This window comes from Bacillus sp. RZ2MS9 (assembly GCF_001816185.2).
GTDB classification, from domain to species: Bacteria; Bacillota; Bacilli; order Bacillales; family Bacillaceae_G; genus Bacillus_A; species Bacillus_A cereus.
Window position 1 is genome coordinate 2,240,021 of record NZ_CP049978.1, and the last position, 25,790, is coordinate 2,265,810.

Genomic DNA, 25,790 nt, shown 5'->3' on the forward strand with positions numbered 1-25,790 from the left:
GTAGAAAAATATGAAGTTATTTCATACAGCGGATTGGCATTTAGGGAAGCTTGTTCATGGCGTGTATATGACTGAAGACCAAAAGATTGTATTAGATCAGTTTGTACAGGCTGTTGAAGAAGAAAAACCAGATGCTGTAATTATTGCAGGGGATTTATATGACCGAGCAATTCCACCTACAGAAGCAGTAGACTTATTAAATGATGTGCTGCAAAAAATAGTTATTGATTTGCAAACACCAGTTATTGCAGTAGCTGGTAATCATGATAGTCCGGATCGTATCCATTTTGGAAGTAGTTTAATGAAAAAACAGGGATTACATATTGCAGGTCAATTTCAATTCCCGTATGAACCTGTCGTACTAAATGATGAATATGGAGAGGTTCACTTCCATCTAATACCGTATGCAGACCCAAGCATAGTAAGGCACGTGTTGAAAAATGAAGACGTACGTTCTCATGATGATGCGATGCGCATTTTTATGAATGAGCTCTCTGAAACGATGGATAAAGAAGCTAGACATGTATTTGTTGGACATGCATTTGTAACTTCTTCAGGAGAAGCGGAGGAGAATACAAGTGATGCAGAAAGACCACTTTCAATTGGTGGTGCTGAATATGTAAATAGTCATTATTTTGATAAGTTTCATTACACAGCGCTTGGACATTTACATCAAGCGCATTTCGTACGTAATGAGACGATTCGATATTCAGGTTCACCACTTGCCTATTCAATTTCTGAAGAGAAACATAAAAAAGGTTATTACATTGTAGAACTGAATGAAACTGGTGAAGTAGCAATTGAAAAAAGATTACTTTCACCACGTCGTAAAATGCGAACAGTAGAAGCGAAAATAGATGAATTATTACAGCACCCAGTAAGTGAAGATTACGTATTTGTAAAATTATTAGACGAAAACCCTGTCTTACAGCCGATGGAGAAAATACGATCTGTATATCCAAATGCAATGCACGTTGAAAGAGCGATGCAAAGACGAGAACTCACAGATACAAATGAAGTAACTGTTTCAAGACATAAAACGGATGATTTATCTCTTTTAAAGGCTTTCTATAAAGAAATGAAAGGGTTAGATTTATCAGAAGAGAAAGAACGCCTATTTATAGATGTATTACAAACAGTGCAAGAACGGGAAGGTGAACGAGGATGAGACCGATTCAGCTTATTATGACAGCATTCGGGCCATATAAACAGAAAGAAATAATCGATTTTGAAGATCTTGGAGAACATCGTATTTTCGCTATTTCTGGGAATACAGGAGCTGGAAAAACAACGATTTTTGATGCGATTTGTTATGTGTTATATGGTGAGGCTAGTGGAGAAGAACGTAGTGATACGAGCATGCTTCGAAGTCAATTTGCTGATGATAATGTTTATACAAGTGTTGAATTAACCTTTCAGTTAAAAGGGAAACGCTATGAAATAAAACGACAACTTGGACATAAAAAACAAGGGAATAAGACCATTACAGGACATGCAGTAGAATTATATGAAGTTATTGATGGAGAAAACGTTCCAGCCGTCGATCGTTTTCATGTAACAGACGTAAACAAAAAAGTGGAAGATTTAATTGGGTTAAGTAAACATCAATTTAGCCAAATTGTTATGTTACCCCAAGGGGAATTCCGAAAACTATTAACATCTGAGACGGAAAACAAAGAAGAGATTTTACGTCGTATTTTTAAAACGGATCGTTATAAATTAATGCGTGAGTTACTTGACCAAAAACGAAAACAATGGAAAGACGTCTTGCAAGAAAAACAAAAAGAGAGAGAGCTCTATTTCCGTAATGTTTTTAAATTACCAATCCGTGATGGAGCATTATTAGAGACATTAGTGGCACAAGAACATGTAAATACGCATCAAGTAGTAGAAGCGTTAGAACAAGAAACAACCGTGTATAAGGCAGAGGTTGAGCAATTACAAGTAGAACAAGATGTTCAAACGAAGCAATTAAAGGATGCAGAAACACGTTTTCATGCAGCAAAATCTGTAAATGAGAAATTTATAGATTTACAACAAAAGAATGAGAAATATAACAATTTACAAGAGAACCGTGCAGCAATTGAAAGGAAAGAAAAATCCTTTAAACGTGCGGAACAAGCAAAGCGCTTATTACCATTTGAACAATGGTATGAAGAAGCGATGGAAAATGAGCAGAAAGCTGAAAGTTTGTTAAAACAGATAATCGTCAAACAAGAACAGATAATGAACAGCTTTGAACTTGCTAAGGAGAAGTATGAAGTAGTAAAGAATAAAGAAGCTGAAAGAGAAGATGCTAAAAAGCTTGTTCAAAGATTAGAAGAGTTACAAGCGATCATTGAATCATTAGCTGAGAGAAAGCTGAATTTACAAAATGCCGAAATTCAAATAGGGAAATTAAAAGAAAGTATGCAAAAGTTAGATCAACAACTAGAAGAGCATACAAACCAAAAACAGAGAATGTCTGATGAATTGCAGCAATTAGAACAAGCACTTGAGCAATATGTAGCTAAAGTGGAAGAACTAACGAATATGCGAGAAGATGCAAAAGTTTTAAAACAAGCATATGATGTTTGGCAAGAAAAACAAAAATTCGAGCAAGAAAAAGAAGCGGCAACTAATAAAATGCAAGTGGCAGTTCGTGCATATGAAAACATGGAGCGCCGCTGGTTAAGTGAACAAGCTGGTATATTAGCTCTTCATTTACATGACGGTGAATCTTGTCCGGTATGTGGTAGTACGAGTCATCCACAAAAAGCTACAGAGCAAAGTAATGCGATCGATGAAAAAGAGTTAAACGATTTAAGAGATAAGAAGAACATTGCTGAAAAATTCCATGTGCAAGTAGAGGAGAAATGGAATTTCTATCGACTACAATATGAACAAGTGATAGAAGAAGTTGTGAAGCGCGGCTACAATTCGGAAAAATTAGTTGAAACATATAGTGCACTTGTTCAAAAAGGAAAACAATTAGCTGCAGATGTTAATACGTTAAAAGCAAGTGAAGAAACACGTAAGCAGATTGCTGCGAACATGAAAAGCGTAGAAGAAAAAATAGAAGAACTTCAGAAACAAAAACGAGAATTGGAAACAATGCAGCACCGTACAGAAATGGAGTGTATGCAACTTCGTACGTCATATGAACATGATAAACGAAATATTCCAGAAAACTTACAAACAGTACAAGCTTGGAAAGCACAGTTTGACCAAGCTATGCAGGAACTTAGGTTAATGGAGGACGAATGGAAGGAAGTGCAGGAAGCGTATCAGCATTGGCAAAATGAAAATATACGTATTCAAGCAGAACAAAAAGGTGCTTCTAATCAATTTGAAAGTGCAAAATTAAAGAAAGAAGAGACTTTCGCACGCTTTATGAAAGAGCTAGAACAAAGCGGGTTTACAGATGAATTCACGTATAAAAAAGCCAAATTAAGCGATCCCGAGATGGAGATGTTACAAAAAGAAATTCAAGGTTATTATTCATCGCTTGAAGTGCTTGCAAAACAAATTGAAGAGTTAAACTCAGAATTAAAAGATAAAGAGTATATGGATATTACATCTTTAGGTGAACACATAAAAGAACTAGAAATTAATCTCGATATCATTAAAGAAAAACGTCAACGTGCGCAAAATGCGGTAACATATATTTCTGATTTACATGAAAACATTAGACGTATTGACGAACAAATTCACGAGGAAGAAAAAGCCTTCCAAGAACTTGTTGATTTATATGAAGTAATGAAAGGTGATAACGAAAGTCGTATATCATTTGAACGTTACATCTTAATTGAGTATTTAGAACAAATTGTTCAAATCGCAAACGAACGACTACGTAAATTATCAAATGGACAATTTTATTTAAAACGAAGTGAGCGAGTTGAAAAAAGAAACCGTCAAAGTGGATTAGGTTTAGATGTGTACGATGCATACACTGGCCAAACACGCGATGTAAAAACACTATCCGGTGGAGAGAAATTTAACGCATCACTTTGCCTAGCGCTAGGAATGGCAGATGTCATTCAAGCATATGAAGGCGGTATTTCCATCGAAACGATGTTCATCGATGAAGGGTTCGGTTCATTAGATGAAGAATCGTTAACGAAAGCGGTAGATGCCTTAATTGACTTACAAAAATCAGGCCGATTTATCGGTGTCATCTCACACGTTCAAGAGCTGAAAAACGCAATGCCAGCTGTATTAGAAGTAACGAAGCAAAAGGATGGGTGTAGTCAGACTAGGTTTGTGGTGAAGTAAGCTTAGAAAATGGAGTAGGGAATCTACCGATACTTTTAGTGTCATATGTATGAATAATAAAACGTCGTCTCTTCATATTGGAGGCGACGTTTTATTTTATAAAATATCTATGAATTATCTGTAGAAGGCGGCGTATTCTCCAAACGATTATAAGTTTTAAAGGCTGAAATTGCTGAGATAACCCCGCCTACTAAAAATAAAGCGGATCCTCCAACTAAGATGATACGACTGACATATGTTTCCCGTGCTTCTTCGACTTCTTCTTGTAACGCTGTAGGCATATGAATCCCCCCTTTATAAAAGTTGTTTTATAAATAGTATATACAAACGCCTAAAATGTGTTAAAATAACTGATGATTTTATGCAGTGGGTAATTAGATGAGTAGGATGTGAGTGGCTAAATAAATCTTCATCATAAATTTATGCGAACTTCACATAGAGCACATATTAACATTGTATTATGTATATGTACCAAATAAATAAATAAAGTGAATGTAAGTTCTGTTTTCAAAAATTTAAAATCCTTTTATTTCTATATAAAAGTTTTAATCAAGGGTTTTAAAAAATTTGGAAATAGATCTTATGAATATGGAATTCATATAAAAGGGGAATGTCTTATGACAACATATACGAGTGAAATGAGAAAAACTTTAGTTTCAGAAGAAGATGTAGATATTTTAAAAATTATGGCGCATCCAATCCGACTGCAAATTGTAAATGAATTAAGTACGAGAAAAACTTGTAATGTAACACAATTAACAGAGTTACTGAATATTCCGCAATCTACTGTTTCACAACATTTATCAAAAATGAAGGGTAAAGTGTTACGAGCAGAGAGAAGAGGTTTAGAAATTTATTATCATATTAACAATTTAAAAGCGAGTAAGATTGTTAATGTTTTAGGGTATATAAACTAGTGAAATATTTTCATATAAAATAGCCCCTGCTGTTGAGCAGGGGCTATTTTGCGGTGTTTTATGTATTTGTATTTAAAACTTTATAGTTTTTATGATTTACAATTGTTCGATCGAATTCAAAAGTACCACCGCTTACATTTGTAATTTCAACTAAGACCGATTCAGTATAAAGTTTTAATACAGATCCTGTAATCTTTAAATTATTTCGTTGAAAAAGTATAGTATCCCCTACGTTTGCTTTCATAGTACCTCCTCATTAAAGACAGAAATATTTTTTATTATTTATATTAAACCACGGATAGATATATTAGTGAATATTTAGTTTTATTTATTGGAAAAAAATTTGTTCTCTAATAGAAGAGTATAAAGTACTCCTATGTTAAAAGTTATATTTTATTTAAGTTTATCCCGCTATTTGTTGGGCAGTAAGACCCCCGCCTCAAAATTCAGTGGAAGCAAAGAAGTTAGGCGAGGGCCCTGTTGCCCGTAAAAGCCCGATTGGTGAGGGCTGATTAAAGTTTCACTTTTTAAAAAAGGGTTCAAAAACAAATGTAAATCGAGCTTATACAAAAACTACTTATTAAATAACTGTTACGTATTTAATAAGTAGTTTTTGTATTTCATCCTTCGTTTTTTGTAACTGATTCTACGTTTTTGACGCTCTGTCTTGTAAGTGCTTACATAAACGAAAACATCTTATACAATGAAGGTGTCAAATCAAAAGAGGTGACCAAAATGAACATAAAAAAAATAAATTTAGCGAATAGCATTGAAATAGAAAGAGGAGGCGGAAAGGTATGAAAAAATCAACTGTTAATCCATGGCTTGTTGTCCTTGGCACAGTTATAGTACAAATGGGGCTTGGGACGATATATACATGGAGTTTATTCAATCAGCCTTTAGTTAGTAAATACGGTTGGAGTCTTAACGCTGTTGCGATAACTTTCTCAATTACTAGTCTTTCTTTAGCATTTTCAACTTTATTTGCGAGTAAATTGCAAGAAAAATGGGGACTTCGTAAACTTATTATGATAGCTGGATTAGCATTAGGACTAGGATTAATACTTAGCTCACAAGCATCCTCATTAATATTACTTTATGTACTAGCGGGAGTTGTTGTAGGTTATGCAGATGGTACAGCATATATCACTTCACTATCAAATTTAATAAAGTGGTTTCCAGAGCGTAAAGGTTTAATTGCTGGTATTTCTGTCTCTGCATATGGTTCAGGTAGCTTAATCTTTAAATACGTTAACGCACAGTTGATTGAATCAGTTGGTGTATCCCAAGCATTTATATACTGGGGTTTAATTGTTACAGCTATGATTGTAATTGGTGCTTGTTTAATCCATCAAGCTGCAGATCAAGGAGCAGTTCATGAAACAAAAACTGAGGAATACACAACGAAAGAAATGTTAGGCACAAAACAAGTATACTTATTATTTATCATGTTATTTACATCATGTATGAGTGGCTTATACTTAATTGGTATGGTAAAAGACATTGGTGTTCAACTTGTAGGACTTAGCGCAGCAACAGCAGCTAATGCGGTGGCTATGGTTGCAATCTTCAATACATTAGGTCGTATCATTTTAGGACCGTTATCGGATAAAATTGGGCGTTTAAAAATCGTTACTGGTACTTTTGTTGTTATGGCGAGTTCAGTCTTAGTTCTAAGTTTTGTAGATTTAAATTATGGTATTTACTTCGTATGTGTAGCAAGTGTAGCGTTTTGCTTTGGTGGAAATATCACTATTTTCCCAGCTATTGTTGGTGATTTCTTCGGTATGAAAAACCATAGTAAGAACTACGGAATTGTGTATCAAGGATTTGGATTTGGGGCGCTTGCAGGTTCCTTTATCGGTGCACTTCTAGGTGGATTCAAACCAACGTTCATGGTAATAGGTGTATTATGTGTCGTGTCATTCATTATCGCAATTTTAATTCAAGCACCTAAGCAGAAAAAAGAAAAAGAAGAAGAGTATCGCAGCGTAGCATAAGTATATAAATCTTCTATAACAATATGATTACGAAAAAGCATCCTATTCTATTAATTAGGATGCTTTTTTTATGAGTTATTTTAACAAGGTTAAATTACTTTTATGATTTTCATAGATGTAAAAGTGAGTGAAATGCCTATTTGGATTATATTGAAATACAATAAATTGATACATCGTATTCGAAATATATATTAAATCTTAAATGACAAAAAAGACATTCATTAGTATTTGTAAGATATATTTTCAGAAAAATATTGAGAAAATATATACTTGAGTTTTTCATAAAGCATTGTAAATGAACGTATCTCTAGTTTAGTTTCTTCAATTTTAAAAAGAGGACTTTGAATTTTATTTATAATATAAGTACTTTTAATGCGTTTACATATGATTTTATTAAGAAGCATTAAAATGGTTTATCTGAAAAATAAAAAAAGATTGACAAGTTCATTGAGAAACATTATCATTTCGGTGTAAGATGTTAAATGAAAAACATTATCAATAAAATGGATTTTAAAGTAATGCGCACTTGACCAATTAGTTTAGTAAGTGTATTATTTTTTACAACACAACTGATAATGAAAATCAATATCATCGGTGTTGCTTAATGAAATTAATGTTTATGTGAAAGGATAGAGAAAATGAACTTAGGGGAATTTGATGGGAAAACAGTTTTAGTAACAGGTGCAGCACAAGGCATAGGCAGTGTCGTTGCCAAAATGTTTTTAGAAAGAGGAGCCACAGTTATTGCGGTTGATCAAAATGAAGAGGGGTTAAATGTACTCTTAAATCAAAATGAATTAAACAATACACGTATGAAAACGTTTCGTTTAGATGTGAGTGATAGCGCCGCTGTTGAAGACATGGTAAATCATATTGCAAATGAAATAGCGCCAATAGATATTTTAATAAATGTTGCAGGGGTTTTACGTATGGGACCAATTCATTCGTTAAGTGATGAAGATTGGAATAAAACATTCTCTGTAAATACGACAGGGGTTTTCAATATGTCCCGAGCGGTAAGTAAAAATATGATGTTAAGAAAATCGGGGGCAATTGTTACAGTCGGTTCAAATGCGGCAAATACGCCAAGAATGGAGATGGCTGCGTATGCTGCGTCAAAGGCCGCAACGACGATGTTTATGAAATGTTTAGGACTAGAGCTTGCGGCATACAATATACGCTGCAACTTAGTTTCTCCAGGTTCTACTGAAACTGAGATGCAAAGATTACTATGGGCTGATGAGAATGGAGCTAAAAATATAATTGCTGGTTCTCAAAATACATATAGACTCGGAATTCCATTACAAAAAATTGCACAACCTTCAGAAGTTGCTGAAGCAGTGTTATTTTTAGCCTCAGATAGAGCAAGTCATATTACAATGCACAATTTATGTGTTGATGGCGGTGCTACGTTAGGAGTTTAATAAAAATTCAGGAGGTTATTATATTATGAATGAACATATAGCTGTAAAGGAATTGTCAGAAAAACTTTTAGAAGATTATAAGACTGAATCTTCATTCTTTTTCGCTTCACCAACTCGAACGATATTAGCAGAAGGAGAGTTTACTACAGTAAAGCATCGTGAAATTGAAAGTTTCCCAGAGCTTGTGCAAGCGACATTAAGTAATGCGAAACAAGCTGGAAGTCCAAATCCTATCGTTGTGGGTGCTTTGCCATTTGATCGTAGAAAAGAAGTCCAACTCATCGTACCAGAATATAGCAGAATTTCTGAGCGTTTACAATTGGATACAACAAATCAGCTTGAAACAAATGAGAATGTAACATTTGAAATGACACCAGTGCCAGACCCTGAAGTTTATATGAATGGTGTGAAGCAAGGAATTGAAAAAATACAGGACGGTGATTTAAAGAAAATCGTTCTATCCAGATCGTTAGATATTAAATCTTCCGAAAAGATTGATAAGCAAAAACTTCTGCGAGAATTAGCAGAGCATAATAAGCATGGTTATACATTTGCTGTAAATTTACCGAAAGATGAAAAAGAGAACAGTAAGACGCTAATTGGAGCAAGCCCTGAATTACTTGTTTCACGTAATGGTATGCAAGTTATTTCTAACCCGTTAGCTGGTTCAAGGCCACGTAGTGAGGACCCAGTAGAAGATAAAAGAAGAGCAGAGGAATTACTTTCTTCGCCAAAAGATTTACATGAACATGCGGTAGTAGTTGAAGCGGTTGCCGCTGCACTTCGTCCGTATTGTCATACATTACATGTTCCAGAAAAGCCATCAGTTATTCATAGTGAAGCGATGTGGCATTTGTCTACAGAAGTGAAAGGTGAACTTAAGGATCCAAATACTTCTTCTTTACAATTAGCAATTGCCCTTCATCCTACGCCAGCAGTTTGCGGAACTCCGATGGAAAAAGCAAGAGAAGCTATACAGCATATTGAGCCATTTGACCGCGAGTTCTTTACAGGAATGCTAGGATGGAGCGATTTAAATGGAGATGGAGAATGGATTGTTACAATTCGTTGTGCTGAAGTACAAGAAAATACACTTCGTTTATATGCAGGAGCTGGAGTTGTTGCTGAGTCAAAACCAGAAGATGAGTTAGCAGAAACATCAGCTAAGTTCCAAACAATGCTAAAAGCTTTAGGGCTAAGAGATAGTTCACTTAATGAAAAATAGGGGGAAGAAAGAATGCTAGTAGGTTATACAGAATGGCCAAAAGAATTTGCCGATCGTTACCGAGAAGCAGGATGTTGGCTTGGTGAAACATTTGGAGGAGTGTTAAGAGAGCGGGCTGAGAAATATGGAGATCGAATCGCGGTTGTAAGTGGTAAGAAACATATAACATATAGTGAACTTAATAAAAAGGTAGATCGTTTAGCAGCAGGTTTACTGAATTTAGGAATAAAGAAAGAGGACAGAGTTGTAATCCAGTTACCTAACATTATCGAGTTTTTCGAAATATGTTTTGCACTATTTCGAATTGGAGCGCTTCCTGTCTTTGCACTACCTTCACATCGAAGCAGTGAAATTAGTTATTTTTGTGAGTTTGGCGAGGCGAGCGCTTACGTTATTTCAGATAAGGCTCTCGGTTTTGATTATCGAAAATTAGCAAGAGAAGTGAAAGAGAAAGTGCCAACTTTACAACATGTAATTGTAGTGGGAGAAGAAGAAGAGTTTGTGAACATAAATGATCTGTATATGGATCCCGTCTCATTACCAGAAGTTCAGCCAAGTGATGTTGCATTTCTCCAATTATCAGGAGGCACAACAGGTCTTTCTAAATTAATTCCTAGAACACATGATGACTATATTTATAGTTTACGTGTTAGCGCTGAAATTTGTAATTTGAATGCAGAAAGCGTCTATATGGCAGTTCTTCCAGTAGCACACAATTACCCAATGAGTTCTCCAGGGACATTTGGAACTTTCTATGCGGGTGGAAAAGTGGTATTGGCAACTGGTGGTAGTCCAGATGAGGCCTTTGCTCTTATCGAAAAAGAAAAAGTTACAATTACAGCGCTCGTTCCGCCATTAGCAATGATTTGGCTTGATGCTGCATCTTCTCGTAATGCCGATTTATCAAGCCTAGAGGTTATTCAAGTAGGTGGTGCTAAGTTTAGCGCTGAGGTTGCAAAACGTATACGTCCTACATTTGGATGTACGTTACAGCAAGTGTTCGGTATGGCGGAAGGATTAGTGAACTATACAAGATTAGATGATCCGGAAGAATTTATTATTTATACACAAGGTAGACCAATGTCTGCACTCGATGAAGTACGAGTTGTTGATGAAAATGACAACGATGTACAACCTGGCGAAGTAGGTAGTTTATTAACAAGAGGTCCATATACAATTCGTGGTTACTATAAAGCCGAAGAGCATAATGCACGATCATTTACAAAGGATGGATTTTATCGCACAGGTGATCTTGTAAAAGTAAATGAACAAGGATACATCATTGTAGAAGGAAGAGATAAAGATCAAATTAACCGCGGTGGTGAGAAAGTTGCTGCGGAAGAAGTTGAAAATCATCTATTAGCACACGATGCGGTCCATGACGTAGCAATTGTATCTATGCCTGACGATTATTTAGGTGAACGCACCTGTGCTTTTGTTATAGCTCGCGGACAAGTTCCAGCAGTAAGTGAATTAAAAATGTTTTTAAGAGAACGTGGTATAGCGGCTTATAAAATTCCAGATCGAATTGAATTTATTGAAGCATTCCCGCAAACAGGAGTCGGAAAAGTCAGCAAAAAAGAACTACGTAAAGTCATTGCTGAAAAGCTTATTACAGTAAAACAATAATAAAAACCGGAAGGAAGTGATTAGATGGCTATCCCATCTATTTCAGTATATAAAATGCCAATTGAATCAGAACTACCAAAAAATAAAGTGAATTGGACACCAGATCCGAAACGTGCAGTACTTTTAATTCATGACATGCAAGAATATTTTCTTGATGCATATAGCGATAAAGAATCACCAAAAGTAGAACTTATTTCAAATATAAAAATGATAAGAGAAAAATGTAAGGAACTTGGTATACCAGTTGTTTATACAGCACAACCTGGTGGGCAAACGTTAGAACAACGAGGTTTATTACAAGACTTTTGGGGTGACGGTATACCTGCTGGACCAGATAAAAAGAAAATTGTTGATGAACTTACTCCTGATGAGGATGATATATTCCTCACAAAATGGAGATATAGTGCATTTAAAAAGACAAATCTATTAGAAATTTTAAATGAACAAGGAAAAGATCAACTCATTATTTGCGGTATTTATGCACATATTGGCTGTCTTTTAACAGCTTGTGAAGCATTTATGGATGGTATAGAGCCGTTCTTTGTAGCAGATGCAGTTGCTGATTTTTCACTAGAGCATCATAAACAAGCATTGGAGTATGCATCTAATAGATGTGCAGTAACGACATCAACAAACCTACTGTTAAACGATTTACAAAGTGTAAAAGATGATGAGAGTGAAGGAATCACTATACAGGAAGTGCATGAACTAGTTGCACAACTACTTCGTGAGCCAGTAGAGAGTATTGATATTGATGAGGACTTATTAAATAGAGGGCTTGATTCGGTCAGAATTATGAGTTTAGTAGAGAAGTGGCGTCGTGAAGGGAAAGAAATCACTTTTGCACATTTAGCAGAACGTCCAACTGTTGCAGGTTGGTACAGTTTACTATCTTCACAAACAGCACAGGTGCTGTAACAAATAGACTACATAATAAAGGGGTAGTAAAGAATGCCTAACAGTCAAAAGATTCGTCATTCGTTATCATCTGCGCAGTCTGGTATGTGGTTTGCGCAACAATTAGATCCGCTTAATCCAATTTACAATACTGGGGAATATGTAGAAATAAACGGAAATATTCATCAAGAAATTTTCGAATTAGCTGTACGTAAAGTTGTAATGGAAGCAGAAGCACTTCATGTTCGCTTCGAGGAGGATGAAATTGGCCCATGGCAAGTTATTGAAGAATCACAGTTTCATATGCATTTTATTGACGTTCGTAAAGAAGAAAATCCTGAAGAAGCTGCTAAAGTATGGATGAAAAATGATTTATCTATGCCAGTCGATTTGAAAAAAGATACATTATTTACTGAAGCACTTATTCAAGTTGAAAATAATCGTTTCTTTTGGTATCAGCGCATCCATCACATTGTGATGGATGGCTATGGATTTTCACTTCTTAGCCAAAAAGTGGCGAATGAGTATACATCACTTATAGAAGAAACAAACAAGAATGAAAAGCCGTTTGGTTCTCTTACAAAAGTCGTGCAAGAAGATATTGAGTATCGTGAGTCTAAAAAATTTCAGGAAGATCGTACTTTTTGGTTAGAAAAATTTGCGGATGAACCAGAAGTTGTAAGCTTGGCAGAGCGAGCACCGAGAACATCAAATGGATTTTCACGAGAAACAGCTTATTTATCTAGTTCTAGCACGAAAACTTTATTAGAAGATATCAATATTTCGTTAACAAGTTGGCCGGAATTCATTGTCGCTGTAACAAGTATTTATATGCATAAGTTAACAGGTGCAAATGATATTGTTTTAGGTTTACCGATGATGGGACGTCTAGGTTCGGTATCTATTCATACACCAAGTATGGTAATGAATTTAGTGCCACTTCGTATTACAGTAACTCCCAATATAACTCTTGCGGAATTATTGCAGCAAGTTTCTAAAGAAATCCGAGATGTACGTCGCCATTATAAATACCGTCATGAGGAATTAAGAAGAGACTTAAAGTTACTAGGTGAAAATCAAAGGTTGTTTGGACCGTTAGTGAATGTTATGCCTTTTGATTACGGGCTAAATTTTGCTGGAAATCGTGGTATTACGCATAATTTATCAGCAGGACCTGTCGATGATTTATCAATAAATGTATATAAACGTTTTGATCAAAATGAGCTAATGATTCATTTTGATGCAAATCCTGAAGTATATAATGGCGCGGAGCTAGCATTGCATAAAGAAAGATTTATGAGTCTATTTGAATTAGTAGTAAATAATTATGAGAAAAACGAGTCGATTGGAAAAATAAACATTACTCTGCCTGAAGAAAATCATAAAGTTTTATTGGAATGGAATGAAACGAAGGAAGACGATGAGTTACTTAGTCTGCCTATATCATTTGAAAAACAAGTGCAAAAAAATCCCAATAAACTAGCCATTACTTGTGACGGTGTAAACCTTACGTATAAAGAGCTAAATGCACGAGCGAATGAACTAGCACATTATTTAGTAGAAGAAGGAATACGACCAAACCAGTTTGTAGCTTTAGTATTCCCTAGATCAATAGAAATGGTAGTTAGTATGCTAGCAGTTTTAAAGGCTGGTGCAGCGTATTTACCAATAGATCCAGAATACCCAGCAGAAAGAATTAATTATATAGTAAATGATGCAAAACCAGTTTGTATCATAACACATTCATCTGTTTCATCTAAGTTAGTTATAGAAAATGATATGAAAAAAATTGTATTAGATGAAGAAGAAACGAAACTAGCGTTACATACATATTCTCGTATGAATATAGCATGTAAGAATGATGTATCACTTTTAAACCCAGCCTATACAATATATACTTCAGGCTCAACAGGAAACCCAAAAGGTGTAATTGTTCCTATGAGAGGTTTAAGTAACTTTTTAATGGCTATGCAACAAAAGTTTTCATTAAATGAAAATGATCATTTATTAGCAGTTACAACGTTTGCGTTTGATATTTCTGCTCTAGAAATTTATTTACCTCTTATTAGTGGTGCAAGTTTAACAATTGCGCAAAAAGAAGACATACAAGAGCCATCAGCATTAACGACACTTTTACAAGAAGAAAGAGTGACCATTATGCAGGCTACACCGACGCTTTGGCAGGCGTTAGTAACTGATTATCCAGAGAAGCTACAAGGGCTAAATATACTAGTTGGTGGTGAAGCTCTTCCAGCGCATTTAGCAAATAAATTAAAAGAATTAGGTTGCTCAATAACTAATTTATATGGACCAACTGAAACGACGATTTGGTCTACTTTTATGAACATTGATGAAGGTGAAAAGGGTATACCTCCTATTGGAAAGCCAATTTGCAATACAGAAGTGTATGTATTGGATGCAGGGTTACAACCAGTTCCACCTGGAGTTATTGGGGAATTATATATTGCAGGGGAGGGACTTGCAAGCGGATATTTAGGAAAACCTGAGTTAACAGCTGAACGGTTTATTGCAAATCCTTATGGAGAATCAGGGAAGCGCATGTACCGTACAGGAGATCTTGTGAAATGGCGTAGTGATGGTGCGTTAGAGTACATTAGTCGCGCAGATCATCAAATTAAAATTCGTGGATTCCGAATTGAATTAGCTGAAATTGAAACGGTATTACAACGACATAAAAATATTCAACAAGCGATAGTAATGGTACGAGAAGATCGTCCAAATGATAAGCGCATCATTGCGTATATCGTTGCAGAAGAAAAGGAACCGATTAATCTTTCAGAAATTCGTTCTTATGTTTCAGAAAGTTTAGCGAATTATATGATACCATCAGCATTTGTTGTGCTAGAAGAATTACCATTAACGCCAAATGGTAAGGTGGATAGAAAGAAATTACCTGCTCCTGATTTTAATGGAATGCACAATGAGAGAGTTGCTAGAAATCCGAAAGAAGAAATATTATGTGATTTATTTGCAGAAGTACTTGGTGTTTCTCGAATTAGCATTGATGATAATTTCTTTGAAATGGGTGGACATTCACTTCTCGCATCTCGTTTAATGGCAAGGATTCGTGAAACGTTAAGTGTGGAATTAGGAATTGGGAAACTATTTGAATCACCAACTGTTGCCGAACTGGCGAAACAATTAAACGATGCAAAAAGTGCAAGACCAGCTATTCAGAAAGCAAGTAGGCCAAATGAAGTTCCACTTTCATTTGCACAGCGCAGGTTATGGTTCTTAAATTGTTTAGAAGGTCCAAGTCCTACTTATAATATTCCGCTAGTCATTCGTATGAATGGAATATTGAATCGGGAAGCATTACAAGGTGCTTTTTATGATGTAGTTGAGAAACATGAAACACTTAGAACAATTTTCCCTAACGTATTAGGTAGTTCCTATCAGAGAATTTTAGATATGGAAAACTTAAATCTAGAAATGGTTATAACTAATACATGTAAAGATGAATTAGAAAGTGTACTTTCAGAGGCGGTAAGATATAGCTTTAACCTCGATTTTGAGCCGGCAGTTCGTTTACAACTTTTTACAGTGAGTGAAAACGAACATGTATTATTAATTTTATTACATCATATTGTAGGTGATGGCTGGTCATTACAGCCGTTAACGAGAGATTTTACAGTGGCGTATAAAGCACGATGTCAAGGTGACAGAGTTCAGCTGGAGACACTACCAGTTCAATACGCGGATTATGCACTTTGGCAACAGCAATTGCTAGGTGATGAAACGACACCAGAGAGTCTTATTTCAACACAATTAGATTTTTGGAAAGAAGAACTTAAAGGTTTACCAGACCAAATGGAGTTACCTACAGATTTCCAGCGTCCAATTGAGACGAGTTACCGCGGGGAAACAATTCATTTTCATATAGATGAAGGTATGCATAGTAGGTTAGTAGAGCTTGCACGTAAAAATGGAGTTAGTTTGTTTATGGTATTGCAAGCAGGGCTTAGTGCACTATTTACAAGATTAGGTGCAGGCACTGATATACCAATTGGAAGTCCGATTGCTGGAAGAAATGATGATGTACTTTCAGATATTGTTGGTTTATTTGTAAATACATTAGTGTTACGTACAAATACGTCAGGAGATCCAAGTTTTAAAGAATTATTAAATAGAGTGAAGCAGGTAAATCTTGCAGCTTATGAAAATCAAGATGTTCCATTTGAAAGGCTTGTTGAAGTGTTAAATCCAGTACGTACTCGAAACAGCCACCCGTTGTTTCAAGTTATGTTAGCTTTTCAAAATACACCAGAAGCAACGTTTCATGTACCAGGTTTAGAAGCGAGCCTTGAAATTCAAAGCGTCGGTTCTGCAAAATTTGATTTAACATTTGAAATTAGTGAGAGTAACGGGGGTGATGGTACTCCGAACGGTTTACATGGATTACTAGAGTTTAGTACCGATTTATATAAACGTGAAACGGTTCAAAAACTAATAGAACGATTCATTTTGTTATTAGATGATGCAGCTACAAATCCGGATCAATCAATTGGCAGATTAGAAATATTAACTGTAGCAGAGAAAAATACAGTGTTAGAAAAGTGGAATGGTGGTTTTCAAATTGCACCAGAAATGACGTTGCCACAATTGTTTGAAAAGCAGGTTTATATAAATCCAAATTCTATTGCTGTTGTCTTTGAAGATAAGAAATTAACTTATGAAGAGTTAAATAGAAAAGCAAATAAAATAGCTCGATTCCTAATAGCAAAAGGGATTGGTCCTGATCAACTCGTTGCTTTAGCGATGCCAAGATCATTAAACATGGTTGTAAGCTTATTAGCTGTTCTTAAAGCTGGTGCTGGATACCTTCCGTTAGATCCAGATTACCCAGCAGACCGTATTTCATTTATGCTACACGATGCGAAACCAACATGTGTTTTAACGAATTCAGAAGTGGAAATTGAATGTGATGAGGCACTAAAAGTTTTAGTTGATGATGTAAAAGTAATAGCAGAAGTTGAGAAATATAGTGAAGAAAATATTGATGAAGTGGAACGCATTAAGCCATTATCTCCATCACATATTGCTTACGTTATTTATACGTCAGGCTCAACGGGTAGACCGAAAGGCGTTATGATACCTCATCAAAATGTAGTAAGACTTTTAGGAGCAACTGATCATTGGTTCCAGTTTGACGGAAACGATGTTTGGACGATGTTCCATTCATACGCTTTTGATTTCTCGGTTTGGGAAATTTGGGGACCTTTATTATACGGAGGACGTTTAGTTGTAGTGCCACATACTGTAAGTCGCTCACCGAAAGAATTTTTACAGCTTCTTGTTAAAGAAAAGGTTACGGTTTTAAACCAAACTCCATCAGCGTTCTATCAATTGATGCAAGCAGATCGTGAAAATGAAGAGATTGGCCAAAAATTATCTTTACGATATGTTGTTTTTGGAGGAGAAGCACTTGAGCTAAGTCGCTTAGAAGATTGGTATAGTCGACATCCTCATAACGCACCAAAGCTTATTAATATGTACGGTATTACGGAGACGACAGTACATGTTAGTTATATTGAATTAGATGAAACTATCGTCTCTTTACGAGCAAATAGTTTAATTGGGTGCAGTATACCTGACCTTAAAGTGTATGTGTTAGACAACTATTTACAACCAGTGCCACCTGGAGTAGTTGGAGAAATGTATGTTGCAGGTGCAGGGCTTGCGCGTGGATATTTAGGAAGAGCAGGATTAACGGCTGAACGCTTTATCGCAGATCCATTTGGAAAGCCAGGTACAAGAATGTATCGTACAGGAGACTTAGCTCGCTGGCGTCATGATGGGACGCTAGATTATATAGGACGTGCAGATCATCAAATAAAAATTCGTGGGTTCCGAATTGAATTAGGAGAAATAGAAGCAGTCATAATGAAGCACCCTAAAGTTGAGCAAGTAGCCGTTATTGTACGGGAAGATCAACCAGGGGATAAACGGTTAGTTTCTTATATCGTTGCATCAAATAATGAAGCGATTGATACGAATGAAATGCGTCAGTTTGCTAGTGGTAGTTTACCAGATTATATGGTTCCATACGCTTTTGTAGTAGTAAATGAGTTACCTTTAACTCCAAACGGTAAATTAGATAGAAAGGCATTGCCAGCTCCAGAATTTATCGCATCATCTTCTAGTCGTGGTCCAAGAACACCGCAAGAAGAAATGTTATGTGACTTGTTTACAGAAGTGCTAAGTGTACCTCAAATTGGAATTGATGACGGATTCTTTGATCTTGGTGGCCATTCACTCCTTGCAGTGCAGCTTATGAGCCGCATGAAAGAGGCGCTTGGAGTGGAACTAAACATTGGCACTTTATTTGCAGCACCGACTGTTGCAGGGTTAGCTGAAAGACTTGAGATGGGGAATGGTCAAAGTGCACTTGATGTGTTGCTTCCATTACGAGCAAGCGGGGATCAATTACCACTATTTTGTGTACATCCAGCAGGTGGATTAAGTTGGTGCTATGCAGGACTTATGAAATCTTTAGGAACAGATTATCCAATTTATGGTGTGCAAGCACGTGGTATCGCTAAAAATGAAGAACTTCCAAAAAGTTTAGAGGAGATGGCGGCGGATTACTTGAAACATGTTCGTGAAGTACAGTCTTATGGACCATATCGTTTATTAGGTTGGTCGCTTGGAGGAAATGTTGTGCATGCAATGGCGGCGCAACTACAAAATGAAGGGGAAGAAGTAGAATTACTCGTTATGCTTGATTCTTATCCTGGACACTTCTTACCGAATACGGAAGCGCCTACTGAAGAGGAAGCGTTAATCGCATTACTTGCTTTAGGCGGATATGACCCAGATAACATGGATGGTAAACCACTTACAATGGAAAGTGCAGTTGAAATCCTTCGTAAAGATGGAAGTGCATTAGCAAGTCTTGAAGAAGAGACTATATTGAACTTGAAAGAAACATATGTAAATTCAGTAGGGTTGTTAGGGAAATATGTACCGAAAGTTTATAACGGAGATATCTTATTCTTTAGATCTACTGTTATACCAGACTGGTTTGATCCTATTTCTCCAAATACGTGGCTAAATTATTTAGATGGGCAAATTGTACAGCACGATATTGATTGTAGACATAAAGATCTATGTCAGCCAGGTCCACTTACGGAAATTGGACAAGTATTAGCGAAATATTTGCAGAATAAGAAAGGGGTAAGTAGAGTATGACGAATCCATTTGAAAATGATAATTACACATATAAAGTATTAATAAATGAGGAGGGCCAGTATTCTCTCTGGCCTGCTTTTCTCGATGTACCTATTGGCTGGAATGTCGTATATGAAGAAGCTAGTAGGCAGAGTTGCTTAGAATATGTTGAATATAACTGGAAAGATTTGAATCCACAAGGTAATCAAGTTCGCGAAAAAACATTAGTAGGAAAACGATAATGAAAGAAAAACTAAATCCAAAAGTAGTTGTAAGTATCGTTTATATAACTGCGATGTTTATGGCTGCGATGGACGCAACGATTGTAAATGTAGCACTGCAAACGATAAGTAGAGAACTACAAGTACCTCCATCTGCAATGGGGACGGTGAATGTTGGATATTTAGTTAGTTTAGCTGTTTTCCTTCCGATTTCTGGTTGGTTAGGAGATCGTTTTGGTACGAAAAGAGTATTTTTAATTGCTCTTTTCGTATTTACAATTGCATCTGCTTTATGCGGAATGGCTAACGATATTACTTCATTGAATATTTTCCGTATTATTCAAGGTGCTGGCGGAGGGCTTTTAACACCGGTTGGAATGGCGATGTTATTTCGAACATTTTCACCCGAGGAAAGACCGAAGATTTCCCGGTTCATTATACTTCCAATTGCTGTAGCACCAGCAATTGGTCCTATCATCGGTGGTTTCTTTGTAGATCAAATGTCTTGGCGTTGGGCATTTTATATTAATCTACCGTTTGGAATCGTTGCATTGCTATTTGGACTTCTATTTTTAGCAGAACATGTTGAAAAATCAGCTGGTCGCTTTGATTCGCTCGGCTTTATTTTATCAGCACCAGGATTTGCGATGCTCATATATGCACTCAGCCAGGGACCATCAAAAGGGTGGATTTCTCCAGAAATTATGAGTACTGGGATAGCTGGGGTTGTATTCATTACATTGTTTATAATTGTAGAACTGAAAGTAAAGCAACCGATGTTAGATTTACGCTTATTAAAAGAACCAGTCTTTAGAAAGATGAGCATTATATCATTATTTTCATCAGCTGGTTTATTAGGAATGTTATTTGTTTTTCCTCTTATGTATCAAAATGTGATAGGAGTTTCCGCACTGGAATCAGGACTTACGACATTTCCAGAGGCGATTGGATTAATGATTTCTTCACAAATTGTGCCATGGTCATATAAGAAATTAGGAGCTCGAAAGGTAATTTCTATTGGATTAATATGTACGGCGGTTATATTTGTTTTATTGAGTTTTGTAAATCACGATACGAATCCGTGGCAAATCCGGGCATTATTATTTGGTATCGGTATTTTCTTAGGCCAATCTGTCGGTGCGGTTCAATTTTCTGCCTTTAACAATATCACGCCGCCTTCTATGGGGAGAGCGACTACTATATTCAATGTGCAAAATCGACTAGGTTCAGCAATAGGAGTAGCGGTTTTAGCTAGTATACTAGCTGGTTTTGGAGGTAATAACGTTCAATCCGATTTTTTACCATATCAAGCAGCATTAATTGGGTCAGCAATATTTTTGCTCATAGCACTACTATTTTCTTTACGTATTTCCGATAAAGAGGTAATGTCAAAGAAGAAAGAAAAAACATTATCTGTATCAGAAAAAGAGAAAGTACTTGTCAATGAATAACAATATACGTATGCTTTTTTATGAAAATTGATATTCGTTGAATAAAGGAGAGTTTACATGATAGAAAGTAAAGTTGTAGATTCTATTCCAACTTTGAATGAGAATGATTGTCAAATATGGTGGGCAAGAATTTCGGATTTACAATCATGGCATTACAATTTACTAAATGATATAGAGCGAGAGAAAGCAAATTCGTATCATCATTCGGCAGATCGAGCTCGTTTTATAATAGGTTGCGTAATAAGTAGATTAGTTCTCGGCAAGATACTTTCTATGTCACCAGTCCAAGTACCAATTGATCGAATGTGCTCAGTATGTAAATTGCAGCATGGAAGACCACAATTACCAGAAGGTATGCCGCAATTATCCGTTTCGCATTCAGGTGAGTGGGTTGTCGTTGCATTTACAAAATCTGCACCTGTTGGCATAGATGTAGAACAAATGAATCCAAGTATAGATGTTATGAAAATGGCAGAAGGTGTATTAACAGACATTGAAATAGCGCAAGTTATGAAACTGCCAAATGAACAGAAAATAGAAGGTTTTTTAACATATTGGACTCGAAAAGAAGCGGTGCTGAAAGCGACAGGTGAAGGACTAATGATTCCACCAGTACATATTACAGTATCAGCTCCAAATGATCCTCCAAACTTGTTGGTTTTTAAGGATAGACAAGAGTTAGCAAGTAATACAATGATGGAAGATGTAAGGCCTAGTTTAGATTATAGGGCTTCTGTTGCAATATTCAGTAAGGAAGTGACTGAAATTACGCAATTAGACGCGGCAGCACTTTTAAATCTTAAATAAAAAAATTACAGAAGAGGTGTTCCTCATGTTAGTAGCGGAAAATAGAAAGAATGAATTCATTTATAATGTACAAGCAATTAAAAATATTTTATTTTCTGGAGATACATCATCCATTCATGCTTTAGAAAAGCTTTTAAATGATACAGTTCAGTTTGATGTTCTTGAACAAGAGGCACTTGGTAGACAGTACATTCCGAAAGAAGCAAAGAATTTCTTTGATAAAGATGGAACATTTCTTTACCGTGTATCTAATGTTAGTTATAAAGGAAAGGTGTTATCTGAAAATCTAATTTTTGCAGACACTTCGTTTTTACCGGACGCAATAAAGAGTGAATTAGAGAGTGGAAATATTCCTGTTGAAAAGCTCATAGAAAAGATGGAAGTAAGAAGAAACGTATTATATGAAGGATATCAGCCATCTGGAAATATTATTGAATTGTTTGATGGATGTTCTGTTACAGCGAATGTGTATCCAACTAGAAAGTATCAAATTGTAAGTAACTGCAAATGTGTATTTTATATTTGTGAAGTGTATCATGCAGAGAATATAAAGCAATTGCTTAAATAAAAACAAGAAACCAGCCTATAAAATGGCTGGTTTCTTGTTTTTATTTAACAGCTTCTTTTAATTCTTTACCCGCTTTAAATGCAGGAACTTTACCAGCGGCGATTTGAATTTCTTCGCCAGTTTGCGGATTACGTCCTGTACGAGCAGATCTTTCGCGTACTTCAAAAGTTCCAAACCCGATTAGTTGAACTTTATCTCCAGATTGTAATGCATTAGCAATTGTGTCAAATACGGATTGTACAGCTGCAGAAGCGTCCTTTTGAGAAATATCAGCTGATTGAGCTACGTTTTTAATTAATTCTGTTTTGTTCATGTTTTCACCTCATAAAAAAATTTTTGGAATGAATGTTTTAGTATAATAGATAGTAAAGATAAAGCTATCACTATGATTAGAAAGAATACTATATAATTATGTTAATTTCGTTGCAAGAGACTGAATCCCTTCTATTATTTAGGGATTAATTAAGAATCGATGCATATAAAAAGCTTTAATATGAGGATGAGGGGGAGTATACGAATGATTTTTCGTGAAAAAAATGAGAAGGAAAGTATTTTAATTCGTCAACATGATCATGGTTTTTTAGCTGGAGAGATTGCAAAGCATATAAAAGAAGACTTTTTTGAAGATAAAACATATTTAAAAGAAACAGTTGATGCAATATATGAGCATGACAGAGGATGGATAGAGCTTGATAAAGTACCAGTTTTGAATGATGCTAAAAATATTCCATATACATTTATGGATTGTCCAAGCCCATTACGTTTTGTTTTTTATACGATTGGATTGAATGAAATTGAAAATTCTAATCCATACGGGGCATTGCTTTGTAGTAAACATTTTTTATCATTTCCACTAAACGAGGAAGATGAAGAGATGATGTCATTTTATAAACATGAATTAGAACGACAAAAAAGAATTTTGAAAACGTTAACAAAGGAACAGTTTGCGATGTTCGATAAGCATTATAGATTATTAAAGTTTTGTGATGAACTTTCTTTATACGTATGTATGAATAAGCCTGGTGTCAAAAAGAAAGATGAAATTGACTTATTTAAAGATGGTTTTGAAGGAACAGAAATGTTTAATAGTAAAGAGGAGAAACTTATTCAAGCTGAATGGGTGGACGAGGAAACAATTCGGATTACACCATTTCCATTTCAAACGGAATTTTATACGTATGTAAAATATAAAACGATAAATAAGCATGAAATGAAAGAAAAAGGGATTGCAAAGGCTGATAGAGAATCAGAAATGAAGAAACAAACCATTCGTTTCATACAATAAGGAGGTAATATAAATTGAAAGATTATATATTAAAACAGTGTGATTACCATGCTTGGGCTAATACTAGATTATTCAATCGATTAAAAGAGTTACCAAACTATGAGACAATTTTTAATGAGCAGATACAGAGTGTATTCCCATCCATTAAGGATACTTTTGTGCATATTTATATTACAGATCAAGTGTGGTTACATATATTGCATGGTAAAAGTATGAATGAAGCAATACAAGACCGAGAAGAGTTACGAAAACAAATTGAAACTAAATCGTTACATGAATTAGAAAAAATGTTTGAAAACATGGCAAATCAATATAAAGAGTTTTTAATTACAATACAAGATGTGAATGCTGTATTTGTTATTGAGAATCCATACGTAGGGAAATTAGAAACTTCGATTTTAGAATTAGTGCAACATGTCGTAAATCATGGTACATATCATAGAGGAAATATAACAGCGATGATTCGTCAACTTGGTCATTCATCGACAATGATGGATTTTGTACTGTATTTACATATGGTTAAAAAGCAGGGAGAGTAATATAGTTTGTAAGAAGGAGAGGCTTTAATTATAGAAGTCTCTCCTTCTATTTTATTCTGCATTCATGGTAGATCGACTGATTAAAGTTTTCTTAAGAAGCTTTATTTTCTTGTAATTGCTTAGCGTATTGTACAGCCTTATATGCATTGACTCTACCGTTTTTCCAGTACGTACCTGTACCACTAATTTTATCAGTAGTAGACTCAATAATTTGGCGGATTTGTGTATTGCTATATCCTTGATTTGCTAAAAGAGCTGCGACTCCTGCAACATGAGGTGTTGCCATAGATGTACCACTTAATGATTGATACGTGCTTCCTTTATATGTTGAATATATATTTGAACCTGGTGCTGCAACATCTACCCAGCTACCATAAGTAGAGAATGAAGATTTTCTATCTGATTGATCTGTAGAAGCAACTGCAATTACTTCGCTGTAATAAGCAGGGTAATTAGCTTTTGTATTTCCAGCATTTCCAGCAGCTGCAACTATAACAGAGCCTTTATTCCATGCATATTGAACGGCTTGTTGTAATGCAGTACCACCATTTGGAGCTCCTAAACTTAAACTAATTACTTTTGCACCCGAATCAGCAGCTTCTCGAATACCTTGCGCTACAGCATCAAGAGTACCACTTCCTTGATTATCTAATACGCGGACAGCATAAATTGAAGTTTGTGGGGCAACACCAGCAATTCCGACGCTGTTATTCGTAAGTGCTCCAGTAATTCCAGCGCAATGTGTACCATGACCATTACCATCATCAGATGTATTGTCGTTATCAACATAATCATGCCCATAAATTACTTTCGAAGCCAGATCAGGGTGTGAGCCTTGAACTCCTGTATCAATAATAGCTACTTTTACACCAGGATCACTTCGTTGGCTATCCCAAGCTTGTGGAGCTTGAATCTTTTGTAACCCGTATTGATTATTAAAATATGGGTCGTTTGGAGTCCAAAAGGCGTGAACGTAATAATTCGGTTCTGCATATTCCACATCTGGATTATTTTTATAGCTCTTTATTTTTTCTTTTACAGTACCTTTTGAAAATTGTACGACTTCAAAACCTAACTTATCATCTTTAGATAAGACATTAGCTCCGACAGATTTATGAAAAGATTGCACATTACTTAAAGATGCATTTTGTTTGAACTTAACGATTAATTGGTTAGGAACGTAATCAGTAGATGATGCTTCAGCGCTTGAAGTATTCGTGTTAAAGAAGAAACCACCAATAATAAATGACAAAACAGATAGGAAAACGATGATTTTGTTTTTCAAAAGATTTTTCCTCCCTTTTCTTGGATGAGTTTTTCAGTGACACCTTAATGTCGCATTCCTTTTCAACTATATAGTTAGACCATACGATTTATGACAT

Annotated in this window: 19 protein-coding genes; 15 read left to right on the top strand and 4 right to left on the bottom strand. The window is 35.6% G+C overall.

The genetic code is table 11. The features are described 5' to 3' along the window. The first annotated feature begins 10 nt into the window (after positions 1 to 10). Both BHV55_RS11605 and BHV55_RS11610 read left to right on the top strand, forming a co-directional pair. On the top strand, positions 11 to 1,168 hold the full coding sequence (locus tag BHV55_RS11605; protein WP_000765150.1) for an exonuclease SbcCD subunit D: 1,158 nt from the start codon (positions 11 to 13) through the stop codon (positions 1,166 to 1,168). Beyond that, entirely contained in the window at positions 1,165 to 4,254 is a 3,090-nt protein-coding gene (locus BHV55_RS11610) for an AAA family ATPase (RefSeq protein WP_070757400.1), read from the top strand. The genes BHV55_RS11605 and BHV55_RS11610 overlap by 4 nt, the downstream gene beginning before the upstream one ends. A 107-nt stretch (positions 4,255 to 4,361) precedes the next feature. Here BHV55_RS11610 and BHV55_RS11615 read toward each other — a convergent pair whose 3' ends face one another. After that, positions 4,362 to 4,535, bottom strand: a complete 174-nt coding sequence (locus BHV55_RS11615) for a hypothetical protein (RefSeq protein ID WP_001141667.1) — start codon at positions 4,533 to 4,535, stop codon at positions 4,362 to 4,364. Between the two features lie 336 nt (positions 4,536 to 4,871). On the opposite strand from BHV55_RS11615, the gene BHV55_RS11620 reads away from it, so the two are divergent. Further along, complete coding sequence (locus BHV55_RS11620) at positions 4,872 to 5,171, top strand: ArsR/SmtB family transcription factor (protein ID WP_000214801.1); 300 nt, start codon at positions 4,872 to 4,874, stop codon at positions 5,169 to 5,171. 58 nt (positions 5,172 to 5,229) lie between these two features. Here BHV55_RS11620 and BHV55_RS11625 read toward each other — a convergent pair whose 3' ends face one another. Next, positions 5,230 to 5,415, bottom strand: a complete 186-nt coding sequence (locus BHV55_RS11625; protein WP_000646793.1) for a YkvS family protein — start codon at positions 5,413 to 5,415, stop codon at positions 5,230 to 5,232. Positions 5,416 to 5,968: 553 nt separating this feature from the next. On the opposite strand from BHV55_RS11625, the gene BHV55_RS11630 reads away from it, so the two are divergent. From BHV55_RS11630 to BHV55_RS11675, 10 genes are all read left to right on the top strand, one after another. Continuing rightward, on the top strand, positions 5,969 to 7,171 hold the full coding sequence (locus tag BHV55_RS11630; protein WP_000750126.1) for an L-lactate MFS transporter: 1,203 nt from the start codon (positions 5,969 to 5,971) through the stop codon (positions 7,169 to 7,171). A gap of 638 nt (positions 7,172 to 7,809) precedes the next feature. Beyond that, positions 7,810 to 8,595, top strand: a complete 786-nt coding sequence (gene dhbA, locus BHV55_RS11635) for a 2,3-dihydro-2,3-dihydroxybenzoate dehydrogenase (RefSeq protein ID WP_001048430.1) — start codon at positions 7,810 to 7,812, stop codon at positions 8,593 to 8,595. A 25-nt stretch (positions 8,596 to 8,620) separates the two neighbouring features. Beyond that, on the top strand, positions 8,621 to 9,820 hold the full coding sequence (gene dhbC / locus BHV55_RS11640; RefSeq protein WP_070757398.1) for an isochorismate synthase DhbC: 1,200 nt from the start codon (positions 8,621 to 8,623) through the stop codon (positions 9,818 to 9,820). Between the two features lie 12 nt (positions 9,821 to 9,832). Further along, a complete protein-coding gene (locus BHV55_RS11645) occupies positions 9,833 to 11,449 on the top strand; it encodes a (2,3-dihydroxybenzoyl)adenylate synthase (RefSeq protein ID WP_061139325.1) in 1,617 nt (538 codons plus the stop codon). A gap of 24 nt (positions 11,450 to 11,473) precedes the next feature. After that, complete coding sequence (locus tag BHV55_RS11650) at positions 11,474 to 12,367, top strand: isochorismatase family protein (RefSeq protein WP_001007253.1); 894 nt, start codon at positions 11,474 to 11,476, stop codon at positions 12,365 to 12,367. Between the two features lie 33 nt (positions 12,368 to 12,400). Next, a complete protein-coding gene (locus tag BHV55_RS11655; protein WP_070757397.1) occupies positions 12,401 to 19,558 on the top strand; it encodes an amino acid adenylation domain-containing protein in 7,158 nt (2,385 codons plus the stop codon). After that, positions 19,555 to 19,779 (top strand): MbtH family protein, encoded by a 225-nt coding sequence (locus BHV55_RS11660; RefSeq protein WP_000184059.1) that lies wholly within the window; start codon positions 19,555 to 19,557, stop codon positions 19,777 to 19,779. Before BHV55_RS11655 ends, BHV55_RS11660 begins: the two co-directional genes overlap by 4 nt. Beyond that, positions 19,779 to 21,209, top strand: coding sequence for an MDR family MFS transporter (locus BHV55_RS11665; RefSeq protein ID WP_000660200.1), 1,431 nt, complete (start codon positions 19,779 to 19,781; stop codon positions 21,207 to 21,209). The genes BHV55_RS11660 and BHV55_RS11665 overlap by 1 nt, the downstream gene beginning before the upstream one ends. Before the next feature lie 57 nt (positions 21,210 to 21,266). After that, entirely contained in the window at positions 21,267 to 22,016 is a 750-nt protein-coding gene (sfp, locus tag BHV55_RS11670) for a 4'-phosphopantetheinyl transferase Sfp (RefSeq protein WP_000572999.1), read from the top strand. A 25-nt stretch (positions 22,017 to 22,041) separates the two neighbouring features. Then, a complete protein-coding gene (locus BHV55_RS11675) occupies positions 22,042 to 22,584 on the top strand; it encodes a hypothetical protein (RefSeq protein ID WP_000959119.1) in 543 nt (180 codons plus the stop codon). Positions 22,585 to 22,624: 40 nt separating this feature from the next. Here the strand turns inward: BHV55_RS11675 and BHV55_RS11680 are convergent, their stop codons facing one another. Next, positions 22,625 to 22,897 carry an HU family DNA-binding protein gene (locus BHV55_RS11680; RefSeq protein WP_001043905.1) on the bottom strand — a complete coding sequence of 91 codons (273 nt, stop codon included), beginning with the start codon at positions 22,895 to 22,897 and terminating at the stop codon, positions 22,625 to 22,627. A 204-nt stretch (positions 22,898 to 23,101) separates the two neighbouring features. Between BHV55_RS11680 and BHV55_RS11685 the strand changes: the two genes are divergently transcribed. Then, entirely contained in the window at positions 23,102 to 23,869 is a 768-nt protein-coding gene (locus BHV55_RS11685) for a DUF3891 family protein (protein WP_070757396.1), read from the top strand. Positions 23,870 to 23,883: 14 nt separating this feature from the next. After that, positions 23,884 to 24,408 carry a DinB family protein gene (locus BHV55_RS11690; RefSeq protein WP_000656271.1) on the top strand — a complete coding sequence of 175 codons (525 nt, stop codon included), beginning with the start codon at positions 23,884 to 23,886 and terminating at the stop codon, positions 24,406 to 24,408. Between the two features lie 91 nt (positions 24,409 to 24,499). On the opposite strand, the gene BHV55_RS11695 is transcribed toward BHV55_RS11690, so the two are convergent. Continuing rightward, positions 24,500 to 25,693, bottom strand: coding sequence for a S8 family peptidase (locus tag BHV55_RS11695; protein ID WP_000790924.1), 1,194 nt, complete (start codon positions 25,691 to 25,693; stop codon positions 24,500 to 24,502). Positions 25,694 to 25,790: the final 97 nt, after the last annotated feature.

Excerpts from the sequence above, each read along its gene's own strand:
- BHV55_RS11605 (WP_000765150.1), top strand. The coding sequence starts at position 11 with ATGAAGTTATTTCATACAGCGGATTGGCATTTAGGGAAGCTTGTTCAT.
- BHV55_RS11610 (WP_070757400.1), top strand. The coding sequence starts at position 1,165 with ATGAGACCGATTCAGCTTATTATGACAGCATTCGGGCCATATAAACAG.
- BHV55_RS11615 (WP_001141667.1), bottom strand. The coding sequence starts at position 4,535 with ATGCCTACAGCGTTACAAGAAGAAGTCGAAGAAGCACGGGAAACATAT.
- BHV55_RS11620 (WP_000214801.1), top strand. The coding sequence starts at position 4,872 with ATGACAACATATACGAGTGAAATGAGAAAAACTTTAGTTTCAGAAGAA.
- BHV55_RS11625 (WP_000646793.1), bottom strand. The coding sequence starts at position 5,415 with ATGAAAGCAAACGTAGGGGATACTATACTTTTTCAACGAAATAATTTA.
- BHV55_RS11630 (WP_000750126.1), top strand. The coding sequence starts at position 5,969 with ATGAAAAAATCAACTGTTAATCCATGGCTTGTTGTCCTTGGCACAGTT.
- dhbA (WP_001048430.1), top strand. The coding sequence starts at position 7,810 with ATGAACTTAGGGGAATTTGATGGGAAAACAGTTTTAGTAACAGGTGCA.
- dhbC (WP_070757398.1), top strand. The coding sequence starts at position 8,621 with ATGAATGAACATATAGCTGTAAAGGAATTGTCAGAAAAACTTTTAGAA.
- BHV55_RS11645 (WP_061139325.1), top strand. The coding sequence starts at position 9,833 with ATGCTAGTAGGTTATACAGAATGGCCAAAAGAATTTGCCGATCGTTAC.
- BHV55_RS11650 (WP_001007253.1), top strand. The coding sequence starts at position 11,474 with ATGGCTATCCCATCTATTTCAGTATATAAAATGCCAATTGAATCAGAA.
- BHV55_RS11655 (WP_070757397.1), top strand. The coding sequence starts at position 12,401 with ATGCCTAACAGTCAAAAGATTCGTCATTCGTTATCATCTGCGCAGTCT.
- BHV55_RS11660 (WP_000184059.1), top strand. The coding sequence starts at position 19,555 with ATGACGAATCCATTTGAAAATGATAATTACACATATAAAGTATTAATA.
- BHV55_RS11665 (WP_000660200.1), top strand. The coding sequence starts at position 19,779 with ATGAAAGAAAAACTAAATCCAAAAGTAGTTGTAAGTATCGTTTATATA.
- sfp (WP_000572999.1), top strand. The coding sequence starts at position 21,267 with ATGATAGAAAGTAAAGTTGTAGATTCTATTCCAACTTTGAATGAGAAT.
- BHV55_RS11675 (WP_000959119.1), top strand. The coding sequence starts at position 22,042 with ATGTTAGTAGCGGAAAATAGAAAGAATGAATTCATTTATAATGTACAA.
- BHV55_RS11680 (WP_001043905.1), bottom strand. The coding sequence starts at position 22,897 with ATGAACAAAACAGAATTAATTAAAAACGTAGCTCAATCAGCTGATATT.
- BHV55_RS11685 (WP_070757396.1), top strand. The coding sequence starts at position 23,102 with ATGATTTTTCGTGAAAAAAATGAGAAGGAAAGTATTTTAATTCGTCAA.